The 11,329-nt window shown below is 71.7% G+C and carries 8 protein-coding genes; 6 read left to right on the forward strand and 2 right to left on the reverse strand.

The window, feature by feature from the left end; all coding sequences use genetic code 11:
* Positions 1 to 59: 59 nt before the first annotated feature.
* The 6 genes from M2421_RS15175 (at position 60) to M2421_RS15200 (ending at position 9,811) form a co-directional block, all read left to right on the forward strand.
* Positions 60 to 1,181 (forward strand): AAA family ATPase, encoded by a 1,122-nt coding sequence (locus tag M2421_RS15175; RefSeq protein WP_259208204.1) that lies wholly within the window; start codon positions 60 to 62, stop codon positions 1,179 to 1,181.
* Positions 1,178 to 3,559: a DUF5682 family protein gene (locus M2421_RS15180; RefSeq protein ID WP_259208206.1), complete on the forward strand. Its 2,382-nt coding sequence runs from the start codon at positions 1,178 to 1,180 to the stop codon at positions 3,557 to 3,559. Before M2421_RS15175 ends, M2421_RS15180 begins: the two co-directional genes overlap by 4 nt.
* Complete coding sequence (locus M2421_RS15185; protein WP_259208207.1) at positions 3,556 to 4,680, forward strand: VWA domain-containing protein; 1,125 nt, start codon at positions 3,556 to 3,558, stop codon at positions 4,678 to 4,680. The genes M2421_RS15180 and M2421_RS15185 overlap by 4 nt, the downstream gene beginning before the upstream one ends.
* Positions 4,677 to 6,725 (forward strand): hypothetical protein, encoded by a 2,049-nt coding sequence (locus M2421_RS15190; protein ID WP_259208210.1) that lies wholly within the window; start codon positions 4,677 to 4,679, stop codon positions 6,723 to 6,725. Before M2421_RS15185 ends, M2421_RS15190 begins: the two co-directional genes overlap by 4 nt.
* A gap of 65 nt (positions 6,726 to 6,790) precedes the next feature.
* On the forward strand, positions 6,791 to 9,007 hold the full coding sequence (locus M2421_RS15195) for a lytic murein transglycosylase (RefSeq protein WP_259208213.1): 2,217 nt from the start codon (positions 6,791 to 6,793) through the stop codon (positions 9,005 to 9,007).
* A gap of 30 nt (positions 9,008 to 9,037) precedes the next feature.
* Complete coding sequence (locus tag M2421_RS15200) at positions 9,038 to 9,811, forward strand: GYF domain-containing protein (protein ID WP_259208215.1); 774 nt, start codon at positions 9,038 to 9,040, stop codon at positions 9,809 to 9,811.
* Between the two features lie 7 nt (positions 9,812 to 9,818).
* Here the strand turns inward: M2421_RS15200 and M2421_RS15205 are convergent, their stop codons facing one another.
* Positions 9,819 to 11,009: a benzoate/H(+) symporter BenE family transporter gene (locus M2421_RS15205; protein ID WP_259208217.1), complete on the reverse strand. Its 1,191-nt coding sequence runs from the start codon at positions 11,007 to 11,009 to the stop codon at positions 9,819 to 9,821.
* A 32-nt stretch (positions 11,010 to 11,041) separates the two neighbouring features.
* Positions 11,042 to 11,329, reverse strand: a 288-nt coding sequence (locus M2421_RS15210) for a hypothetical protein (RefSeq protein ID WP_259208219.1), incomplete at its 5' end; no start/stop codon positions are given.

The following is an 11,329-nucleotide window of genomic DNA, read 5'->3' on the forward strand; positions in this document are numbered from 1 at the left end:
GTGGCCCGCCTCCCACCCGAACGCGCGCGCCCGGCGCGTGCGTGCAACCGGATACCCCGATGGCCCCGTCCTCCGTTTCCCCCGCGCCCACCGCCGCGATGCAGCGCCCGCCCGCCGAGGTGCTGCATGCCGACGAACTGGCCCGCCTGCGCCAGCACGACCGCGATGCCCGTCCGCCGGGCTGGGCGCTCAGCCTGCGGGCCGCGCGCGCCTTCATCCTGGGCGATCCCGCGCTGGGCATCCAGGCCAAGGTCGTGGCCCCGGTGGCCAGCATCGAACGCATGCTGGTCACCCTGGCCACCGGCCGCGGCCTGATGCTGGTCGGCGAGCCGGGCACCGCCAAGTCGCTGTTGTCCGAACTGCTGGCCAGCGCCATCTGCGGCGTGTCCACCCTCACCATCCAGGGCGGCGCATCCACCACCGAAGACCAGATCAAGTACGGCTGGAACTACGCGCTGTTGATCAACGAAGGCCCCAGCCCGCGCGCGATGGTGCCGGCGCCGCTGTACCAGGGCATGCGCGATGGCCGCATCGTGCGCTTCGAGGAAATCACCCGCGCGCCGCAGGAAGTACAGGACTGCCTGCTGGGCATGCTGTCGGACCGGGTCATGGCCGTGCCCGAGCTCGAGGGCGAGCACGCCATGCTGTATGCCCGAGAGGGCTTCAACATCATCGCCACCGCCAACACGCGCGACCGCGGCGTCAATGAAATGAGCGCCGCGCTCAAGCGCCGCTTCGATTTCGAAACCGTCGCGGCGATCCTCGATTTCGACCTGGAACTGCAGCTGGTACAGCAGGCGTCGGCGCGCCTGCTCGAGCGCAGCGGCATTCCGGCCACGCTGCCGGTACCGGTGCTGGAACTGCTGGTCACCACCTTCCGCGACCTGCGCAGCGGCCACGCGCCGGACGGGCAGGGTGGCGACACGCCGATGGATCGCCTGTCGGCCGTCATGTCCACCGCCGAGGCCGTCAACGTCGCCCATGCAGTGGGCGTGCGGGCCTGGTTCCTGGAGCAGCGCGAAGGTGCACCGGCCGACCTGGTCGACTGCATCGCCGGCACGGTGGTCAAGGACAGCGCCGAGGACCGCGCCAAGCTGCGCCGGTACTTCGAACACACCGTCGCGCGCCGCCAGGGCCCGTCCTGGCGTGCGTACTACGAGGCGCGCCACCGCCTGCCGTGATCGATCAGCCCGACATCATCGGCGTCCGCCACCACAGCCCGGCCTGCGCCCGGCTGGTGGCCGCGCGCATCCGCCGCCAGCGCCCGGCCTTCGTGCTGATCGAAGGCCCGGCCGATTTCAACCCGCGCCTGGACGAGCTGTACCTGGACCATCGCCTGCCGCTGGCGATCTACAGCCATCGGTCCGACGACAGCACCCACCACGGCTCCTGGACCCCGTTCGCCGAGCATTCGCCCGAATGGCAGGCACTGGTGGTGGGGCGCGAAGTAGGCGCGCAGGTACGCTTCATCGACCTGCCCGCGTGGGACGACGCCTTCGCGGCGCTGGAAAACCGCTATGCCGACAGCGCCGACCATGCCCACGAAGCCCGCGCCGACGCCTACGAACGCGCGCTCGGCGAGCGCCTGGCCGTCCAGGGCCGCGATGCGCTGTGGGACCACCTGTTCGAGCAGGACGACGCCGGCGATGGCCTGCACGAACGCCTGCACACCTACTTCGTCCACCTGCGCGGTGATGACCGCGGGTCGCTGGGCAACCAGCGACGCGAACAGATGATGGCCGCCTGGATCGCCTGGGCAATGCGCCAGCCGGCGCACGACGGTCGCCACGGCGTGCTCGTTGTCTGTGGCGGCTACCACGCGCCCGCGCTGCAGCAGCTGTGGGCGCAGCAACCGGCGGCGAGCACGCCGCCGGCGGTGCCCACCCCGCAGGACGGCAGTGGCGGGGCGGTGCGGCATGGTTCGTTCCTCGTGCCGTATACGTTCAAGCGCCTGGACGCTTTCGCCGGGTACGCCTCCGGAATGCCCTCGCCGGGGTGGTACCAGTGGCAGTGGGAGCACGGCGTGGATGCCGACGCCCACATGCTCGGCCAGGTGATGGCACGGCTGCGTGGGCGCAGGTTGCCGGCGTCCACCGCCGACCTGATCGCCGCACGCCTGCGGGCTGAAGGCCTGGCGCGGCTGCGCGGGCATGCCCGTCCGCAGCGCGTGGACTGGCTCGACGCGCTGGCCGGGGCGCTGGTCAAGGACGCACTGGACGCACCGCTGCCGTGGACCTACCGCGGCCGACTGCGTGCCGGCACCGATCCGGTCCTGGTCCAGATCATGGACGTGCTGACCGGCGACAGCACCGGGCTGCTGGACCCGCTGACCCCGCAACCGCCCTTGCTGGCCGACCTCGCCGCGCAACTGCAGGCGCACGGGCTGGCGCTGGGCCAACGCTGCCAGCTGGACCTGCTCGACCCGCACGACCGCCAGCGCAGCGTCCTGCTGCATCGGCTGCTGCTGCTGCAGGTGCCCGGCATCGTGCGTACCCACGGCCCGGCGCAGGCCATCAGCGACACGTTCGACGAGACCTGGTCGCTGACCCAGCCGGTGGAGCAGCACGCCGCGCTGATCGAAGCCGGCGCCTGGGGCGCCACTGTCGGCGATGCCGCCCGCGCCCGGCTGGAAGATGCACTGCGGCATGCTGATCGCGGCATCGCCGGACGGGTCCCGCTGCTCAACCGCGCCGCATGGGCGGCACTGCCGGCCGTCAGCGCCGCCGTGCTCGACGACCTGGCCACGGCGGTCGCCAGCGAAGCGCGTTTCGAGGTGCTGGCCCCGGCGCTGGGCGAGCTGGACCTGCTGCGCCGGCATGGGCACATGCTGGGCATGCAGGAGGCGCCGATGCTCAACGCCCTGCTTGGGCCCGGCTTGGACCGTGCCCTGTGGCTGCTCGAAGCGCCCGGCCAGGTCAGCAGCGCCGACACCGACGCCCACCTGCGCGGCCACCTGGCGCTGCGCCAGATCCTCATCGATCGCCTGGCCGATCACGAGCCCGGCGACGCCGCCACGTTCGCCACGGCCCCGGCCCGCGCGCTGGCGGTATGGCAGCGCAAGCTCGCCAATCCCCAGGCGGCGGCCGTCAGCCGCGGCGCCTCGCTCGGTGCGCTGGTGGGCCTGCGCGAGCGGGTGGGGGCGGCCACGCTCCCGTTTGCCGACGAGGCCATGGCCCTGCTGCAGGGCCTGGCGCCGGCGCAGATGGGCGATGCCCTGGCCGGCCTGTTGGCGCTGGCGCGCGACCGCCTGGCCAGCGAGCCCGGCTTCACCGCCGCGCTGGACGGCCTCATCCAGGCCCTGCAGGCAGACGACTTCATCCTCGCCTTGCCGGCGCTGCGCAGCGCGTTCGCCTGGCTGCCCGCACGCGAGCGCGGCGCGCTGGCCACCCGCATGCTGGCCCTGCATGGCGCCGACCACCTGTCCGGCCGCGTGCTGACCGCGGCGGTGCCGGGGCAGGCGCCTGCCGACGCCCTGGCCCGCGCCGCCCAGCGCGAAACCGCCGCGCTGGACGCGCTCGCGCGCTGGGGCATCACCCCCGTGCAGGACACCGCGTCATGAGCCTGGACATCCCCGATCCGCTGCAGCGCTGGCGCCTGCTGTTGGGCGAACCGGCCGAGCCGGCCTGTGGTGCGCTCGGCGCGCAGGCCCAGGCCGCCGACGCCGCGCTGGAGTGGCTGTACGGCCGTGATGGCGACCGCGCGCTGCGTGGCGAACGCAGTGGCGGCGGCGGTGCATCGCAGCTGTCCACGCCGGACTGGATCAACGACATCCACCGGCTGTTCCCGCGCGAGGTGATCGAACGCCTCGAACGCGACGCCGTGGAGCGCTATGGCATCGACGAAGTGGTCACCAACCTGGAGGTACTCGAGCGCATCGCGCCCTCCGAGAGCCTGCTGCGCGCAGTACTGCATACCAAGCACCTGATGAACCCGCAGGTGCTCGCCGCCGCCCGCACGCTGGTGGCCGAGGTCGTGCGGCGCATCATGGAGCGGCTGGCCACGCAGGTGCACCAGGCCTTCAGCGGCACCCGCGACCGCCGCCGCCGCTCGCGCCGGCAGATCGCCAGCAACTTCGATTTCCGCCGCACGGTGGCGGCCAACCTGCATCGCCTCGACCCGGCCAGCGGCAAGCTCTACGTGCAGCAGCCGATGTTCTTCAGCCGCAGCCGTCGCCAGGCCGAACCGTGGGACATCATCCTGCTGATCGACCAGAGCGGCTCCATGGTCGACTCGGTCATCCACAGCGCGGTCATGGCCGCCTGCCTGTGGCAGTTGCCGGGCATGCGCACCCACCTGATCGCTTTCGATACCCAGGTGGTCGACCTCACCGCCGATGTCGCCGACCCGGTCGAACTGCTGATGAAGGTGCAACTCGGCGGCGGCACCGACATCGCCCGCGCCGTGGCCTACGCGCAGGGCCGCGTGGTCAATCCCTCGCGCAGCGTGGTGGTGCTGGTCAGCGACTTCTACGAAGGCGGTGCCGATGGCGACCTGGTGCGGCGGGTCAAGGCGCTGGTCGAATCCGGGGTCAAGGTGCTGGGGCTGGCCGCGCTGGACACGCAGGCCGAGCCCAGTTACGACCGCGAAACCGCGGCACGCCTGGTCAAGGTCGGCGCGCACATCGCGGCGATGACGCCGGGCGAGCTGGCCGTATGGCTGGCCGAAAAGGTACTGGCATGAACCTGCGCCAGGACCTGCTGGAACTCACCCCGGCCGCGTTGATGGCGCTGGCCAACCCGGGCTTCGTCAAGCGCGCGCAGAAGGACCTTGCCGCCGGGATGGCACCGGCGCTCGACATCGACGCCAGCGGCACCCTCACCGCCACCTACGACGACGGCTGCGTAACGCGCCTGCCGGTGGGCTGCACCCTGCGTGATGCCCAGTGCAGCTGCACCGCCACGGCCATGTGCCGCCATCGGGTCACGCTGGTGCTGGCCTGGCAGGCGCAGGTGGCCGCCACCCTGCCGCCGCCTGCCACCGACCTCGCGCTCGACCACGGCCAGGCTGCATCCGACGCGGCCTGGAGCCCGGCCCAGTTCGACCTGCCGAGCCTGGCCGCCGTGCTGCCCCCCGGGGTGATGGACCAGGCCGAGCGACTACGCCAGGACGGTCCGGTGATCACCGTGTCCCCGTGGGCCGGCGCGGCCAGCCCGCCCGGCGCGCAGTTGCCGATGTGCAGCGTGCGCTTCTTTGCCCGCGGCTCCATCGCCCACGCGCGCTGCGATTGCCGCCAGGGCGGCAATTGCGCCCACGTCGTGCTCGCGGTGATGGCCTTCGCCCAGGCCGAGCGCCTCGGCCCGCTGCAGGCACCGCACACCCTGCAACTGCGCACGGCCGACGCCGCACCCGACGCCGCCAGTGGCTGGGACACCGCCGCGCAGGCGTTGCAGGCCGACATCGACGCGCTGCTGCTCTCGCTCTGGCTCGACGGTGGCGCACAACCGCTGATCGCCGTGGCCGCGCGCATCCAGGCGCTGCGCACCCGCGCCCAGGCGCAGGGCTGGTGCTGGATCGATGACGCGCTGGCCGAGCTGCGCCAGCTGCTGCAGGCACGGCAGGCGCGCAGCACCCGGTTCGCGCCGCTGGCCCTGCTCGACCTGGTGGTGGGGCTGTGGGCCCGTCTGCAAGCGGCCGCGCAGCTGGCCCGGCAGGTGGCGCCCGCGCTGCCCGCCGCGCAGGTGCTGGGGATCGGGGTCAAGGGCGAGGTCGCGCTGGACCGCGTGCGTCTGGTCTCGCTTGGTGCCGCGCTGTGGGGCGATGAACGCGAGCAGGGCGCCACCGTGCTCTGGGCCGACCCGGATACCCAGTCGGTCACGGTGATGGCACGGCAGTGGCCACGGGAGGCGCAGGCACCCCTCCCGCTCGGCGAACGCCGCATCGCCGGGCATCCACTGCGCCAGCTGGCCGCCAGCCAGGTCGTCACCCAGCGCGCCACGCGCAGCGCCAACGGCACCGTCAGCGTCGCCGCCCAGCGCCAGCACACTGGCCTGCTGCCGCTGTCGCCCCGTGCCTGGGACGAACTGGGCGCACCGTTGCGCCAGCCCGATCCGGCGGCCCTGGCCGCGCACCTGGCCCGGCAGCCGCCGGCATTCACCCAGCCGCGGCTGGCGGCAGCGGGTGTCGCCGGCGGTGCGCCGGCGGCTTTCCATGTCGTCCAGGTCGACGCGCTGCAGCCGGCACGGGTCGACTGGGATCCGATCACCCAGACCCTGCATGCCGACCTGGTCGCACGCGACGGCCAGGGCATCGGCCTGCGCCTGCTGCATCCGCACCGCGCCGCCGCACCCGATGCGGTGGACGTGCTGGCCCGCGTGCTCGACGGCCACTACGGCGCGTTGCGTGCGGTGGCCGGCAACGTCTGCCTGCAGGGCGGGGCACTGGTCATGCAACCCACCGCGCTGCTCACCGACACCCAGGCGGTGGTCCCGCAGGTCCACCCGCCCGTTGCAGCGCTGCCCTTGCGCTCGGTGGCCGCCGCCGCATCGACGCCGCTGCTGGACACCCTCGAACACCTGTCGCTGCTGCTGCAGCAAGGCCTTCGCCACCAGCACGGCGGCGACTGGGAGCGCGTGCAGGACCAGGCCCACTGCCTGCGGCTGGCCGGTTACCGCCAGGCGGCTGCCCAGCTCGGCCAACTGCGCGCGGCGCTGGTACCCGCGCGGCGGCCGACGCTGCTGCAGCACGTGTCGGCGCTGGCCGTGCTGGTGCGGGACCTGTCTGCATGATCCCTCCCTGGCCACGCATTGACCTATGCTGCAGGCATGCCTTCTTCCGTTGCCCCCAGGTGATCATGCCCGCACGCCGTCCCCCGGCCCGACTGCCCGCCATCCACCGCCTTGGCCTGCGCCTGGCCGGCATCGCGCTGGCGCTGCTCGCAAGCACCACCAGCGCGGCCGCGCAGGACAGCTTCGATCGCTGCCTGGCCACCCTGCAACCGCAGGCGCTCAAGCAGGGCATCAGCGCGACCGGCTTCAGCCGCCTCACCGCCGGCCTCACCCCGGACCTGAGCGTGCTGCCGCTGCTCGATGCGCAGCCGGAATTCACTACGCCGCTGTGGGATTACCTGGCCGCGCTGGTGGACAGCCAGCGTGTCGACGATGGGCGCGCCTTGCTGGTCCAGCACCGCGATCTACTGGACCGCGTGTCCGCCCAGTACGGCGTCGACCCTGCCACCATCGTCGCGGTCTGGGGCGTGGAGAGTGACTACGGCCGCGTGTTCGGCAAGCGCCCGCTGCTGCAGTCGCTGGCCACGCTGTCGTGCAACGGCCGCCGGCAGCCCTTCTTCCGTGGCGAACTGCTGGCCCTGCTCAAGCTGCTCGACGCTGGCGACCTGCAGGCCGATGGCCTCACCGGTTCCTGGGCCGGGGCCTTCGGGCATACCCAGTTCATGCCCTCCACGTATGCGCGCATCGCGGTAGACGGCGATGGCGACGGTCGCCGCGACCTGGTCGCCAGCATCCCCGACGCGCTGGCCTCCACCGCCAACTACTTGGCCAAGGCCGGGTGGCGTACCGGCCAGCCGTGGGGCATCGAGGTCACGCTCCCGCCCGGTTTCAACGCGGCCGTGGCCGGCCGCACCCGGCGCCAGCCGCTGGCCAGTTGGCGCGCGCTGGGCATCGTCCCGGTCGGCGGCGGCGCCCTGGCGCCGGCGGGCCTGCCCGCCGACAGCAACGCCGCGCTGCTGCTGCCCACGGGCGCCAACGGCCCGGCCTGGCTGGTGTTCCGCAACTACGACGCGATCTACGCCTACAACGCCGCCGAAAGCTACGCCTTGGCCATTGCCACGCTGGCCGACCGCCTGCGTGGCGGCAGGGGCACCGTGGCGGCCTGGCCCACCGACGATCCCGGCATCGGCCGTCGCGAGCGCCGTGAACTGCAGACCCTGCTGCTCGCCCGCGGGCATGACATCGGTGCCGCCGACGGCATGGTCGGCACCGCTACCCGTCGCGCCATCCAGGTTGAGCAGCAGCGCCTGGGCTGGACCACCACCGACGGCCGCGCCGGCCAACGCATCCTCACCGCCCTGCGCAGCGCCCCTCCCATCAAGACCCCGTCGACCGCCATGCCCGCATCCACCGTGTTCACCCTGCCGCCCAACCACGCCCGCCTGATGCAGTCCCCGGCCGGTCCCAGCGCCGCGCTGCCCAAGGTCGATGGCCTGAGCCTGGGCACCGTGCAGGGCTTCCCCGCGTGGAAGGTCGAGACCCCGTTCGCCACCGCCGCCATCGCAGTGTTCGGTGGGCAACTGCTGTCCTACGTCCCCAAGGGGGGCCAGGACGTGTTGTGGCTGTCGCCCACCGCGCAGGCACTGCCCACCCCGATCCGCGGCGGCAGCCCGGTCTGCTGGCCGTACTTCGGCCGCCAGGGGCAGGGCACCGACGTGCCCTCGCACGGCTTCGTGCGCACCCTGCCGTGGACCCTGAAGGACGCGCGCCGCGATGCCGATGGCACCGTCGTGCTCACCCTCGCCCCGCCCACGCTGGATTCTCTGGGCCTGCGCCTGCAGATGGAACTGCGCATCGGCCGCACCCTGGAGCAGCGCCTGGTCACCGAGAACACCGGCGGCCAGCCGGTCAGCTTCACCCAGGCCCTGCACAACTACGTCCGGGTCGGCGATGCCACCCGCGTCGACGTGCAGGGGCTTGATGGCTTGACCTACCTGGACAAGTTCGAGGACTACGCCACCCCGCGCGTCCAGCAGGGCGACTGGAACCTGCGCGACCCGCGCGACCCCGGTCGCAGCGATCGCATCTATACCCAGGCCGGTGGCCACTACATCCTCAAGGATCCCACCCTCAAGCGGCGCATCGAGATCAGCACCCAGGGCAGCCGCACGCTGGTCGCCTGGAACCCGGGCGAAGCGGGGGCGGCCAAGATGGCCGACGTCGGCAGCGGCTGGCGCAATTACGTCTGCCTGGAAGCGGCCAATGCCGGCCCGGACGTGGTCACCCTGGCCCCGGGCGCACGCCATGTACTGCAGCAGACCCTGCGCCTGCTGCCACTGTAATTCCATCAACGGCCTCTCAAGGAAAGAGTCATGACCGAGACCCAGTGGTACTACGCCGATATCGGCCAGCAGCGGCAGGGCCCGCTGCCCACAGGCGCCTTGCGACGCCTGCACCAGGAGGGCGCGGTCGATATCGATACCGTGGTCTGGTGCGAGGGCATGCCGCAGTGGAAGCCGCTGCACAGCGTGGCCGAGCTGTCCCGGGCAGAGCCGGAACCGCCACCGCCACAGGTGCTGGCACCGGCATGGGAACCAGCATCGGCATCGGCGCATGATCCCTACGCCGCCCCGGCCTCCAGCCTGGCGCCCGGCAACGGTGGCGGGTGGGCCGCGCCGGATGCCAGCCAGCAGGCCTACGCCGCGTTCGTGGGCAGCAATTTCCCGGTGTACCGGCGCAAGTGGCGGCTGGACCGGCCCGGCCACAACGCCAGCGGCTGGCACTGGCCCGCGTTCCTGTTCGGGGCCTTCTGGATGCTGTACCGGCGCATGTATGCCGTGGCGGCCGGCTGGATCGCAGCCCTGGTCGGCCTGTCTTTCCTGGAAGCCCTCGTGAATGCCAGCAGCGCGCTGTCCACTGCGATCACCTTCGGTGCCAGCGCCACCGCCGGTGCCCTGGGCAACCATCTCTACCTGCGCCACGCCGACCGCATCATCGCCCAGGCCCGCGCCACGCACCGCGACAACACGCAGGCCCTGCACGCCGAGCTGGCCGCCCGCGGCGGCACCCGCTGGTCGGCGGTGGTGCTGGGGTTGCTTGCCTACGTCGCCGTGCTCGGTGGCCTGAGCTTCCTGTTCGACAGTTGATCCCGGCTCAGCCCTGGCGCGTGCGTGGGCGCAGCGCCAGCAGGCAGATCGCGCCGGCCACCAGGCCCCAGAATGCCGACCCGATCCCGACCAGCGACACCCCCGAGGCGGTGACCAGGAACGTCACCAGCGCCGCCTCGCGGTCGGCCTCCTCCCGCAGTGCCATCGACAGGCTGTTGGCGATGGTCCCAAACAACGCGATGCCGGCCACGCAGGCCACCAGTTCCTTGGGGAAGGCGGCGAACACCGCCGCCACCGTCGCCCCGAACAGACCCACCACGATATAGAAGGCCCCGGCCGCCACCGCGGCCGTATACCGCCGGGCCGGGTCCTCGTGCGCCTCGCGGCCCATGCAGATCGCCGCCGTGATCGCCGCCAGGTTCAGCCCATAGGCGCCGAACGGTGCCAGCAACGTATTGGCCACCCCGATCCAGCCGATCACCGGCGAGATCGGCGTGTCGTAGCCCGACGCGCGGATCACCGCCACCCCGGGGATGTTCTGCGACGCCATGGTCACCACGAACAGGGGCAGCGCGATGCCGATCACCGCCGGCCACGACAGGGTCGGCCAGGTGAACGCCGGCGTGGCCAGTTCAAGGCGCACCGCCTGCAGGTGCAGCAGCCCCTGCGCCGCCGCCACCAGGATGCCCACCAGCAGGGTGGCGATGACCGCATAGCGTGCGAACAGGCGCCGACCCACCAACCACGTGACGAACATCGCCAATGCCATCCCCAGCTGCGTCTGCATGGACACGAAGACATCCAGCCCGAACCGAAGCAGTACGCCGGCAAGCATGCCCGCGGCCAGCGCCATCGGCACCCGGCGCATGACGCGCGCGAACAGGCCGGAGAAGCCGGCGATCATCCCCAGCACCGCAGCAAGCACGAACGCACCGATCGCATCGCTGTAGCCCACTGCACCGGCGCCTACCACCAGCATTGCCGCCCCTGGGGTGGACCATGCCGTCACCACCGGCACGCGGTAGCGCAGCGACAGTCCGATACAGGTGATGCCCATGCCCAGTCCCAAGGCCCACATCCACGACGCGATCTGTGCCTGTGTCGCGCCCACCGCGCGGGCGGCCTGGAACACGATCACTGCCGAACTGGCGAAGCCCACCAACACCGTGATGAAGCCGGCCATCAGCGCGGGCAACGACGCATCGCGCAACAACGAACGCTTGGGGAGGGCAGACATCGCATGCATTCCTGACGACAAGGGATGCATTGTTAGCAAGCCTTCGGCAGCACGCGCAACGCGCGTGCTGCCGCGCTTGTCGATGAGCAGCACGCACGGATGACGCGTTGATGAAAAAGATCGACGAAAACGCTTGACGAATTTTCAGAAGTCTTTAGTATTCGCTCCCTCGCTGTGACGCGGTCTTCACCCCGGTGAACACCCACCCGCAGCGACGGCAACACGCTTCGAAAGAAGGTGTTGACGGAAACGAAAAGCCTGACATAATAGGCGGCTCGCAACGACGAAAGCCTCTCGGGGCAAACGACGAAGCGGCATCG

The sequence above is a fragment of the Stenotrophomonas sp. BIGb0135 genome, assembly GCF_024810105.1.
GTDB classification, from domain to species: domain Bacteria; phylum Pseudomonadota; class Gammaproteobacteria; order Xanthomonadales; family Xanthomonadaceae; genus Stenotrophomonas; species Stenotrophomonas maltophilia_AB.

What these genes read in the sequence shown, in the direction of transcription:
- M2421_RS15185 (WP_259208207.1), top strand. Translation starts at nt 3,556, where the DNA reads ATGAGCCTGGACATCCCCGATCCGCTGCAGCGCTGGCGCCTGCTGTTG.
- M2421_RS15175 (WP_259208204.1), top strand. Translation starts at nt 60, where the DNA reads ATGGCCCCGTCCTCCGTTTCCCCCGCGCCCACCGCCGCGATGCAGCGC.
- M2421_RS15195 (WP_259208213.1), top strand. Translation starts at nt 6,791, where the DNA reads ATGCCCGCACGCCGTCCCCCGGCCCGACTGCCCGCCATCCACCGCCTT.
- M2421_RS15205 (WP_259208217.1), bottom strand. Translation starts at nt 11,009, where the DNA reads ATGTCTGCCCTCCCCAAGCGTTCGTTGTTGCGCGATGCGTCGTTGCCC.
- M2421_RS15200 (WP_259208215.1), top strand. Translation starts at nt 9,038, where the DNA reads ATGACCGAGACCCAGTGGTACTACGCCGATATCGGCCAGCAGCGGCAG.
- M2421_RS15190 (WP_259208210.1), top strand. Translation starts at nt 4,677, where the DNA reads ATGAACCTGCGCCAGGACCTGCTGGAACTCACCCCGGCCGCGTTGATG.